General features: G+C 51.4%; 1 pseudogene. It reads left to right on the plus strand.

Annotated elements, in window-relative coordinates:
- Positions 1 to 247: pseudogene (locus A3735_RS31290) on the plus strand (NADH:ubiquinone oxidoreductase); the annotation flags it as partial.

A 247-nucleotide genomic window follows, 5' to 3' on the forward strand; every position in this document is an offset into this window, starting at 1 on the left:
CCAAAAAACAAACCACCTTTCCCTGCGCAGAAAGGCTACTTGGGTTATCCAACAGTGGTGAACAACGTCGAAACCTTCTGCAACGTGCCTCATATTCTGGACAAAGGTGCTGAGTGGTTTCAGTCTCTTGGCACCGAGCACAGCAAAGGTAGCAAGCTGCTCAGTATTTGCGGCGACTGCGAGCGCCCTGGCATCTATGAAGTTGAGCATGGTATTAGCGTCTCCGATGCACTCGACTTAGCTGGTG

Source organism: Oleiphilus sp. HI0061 (assembly GCF_001635675.1).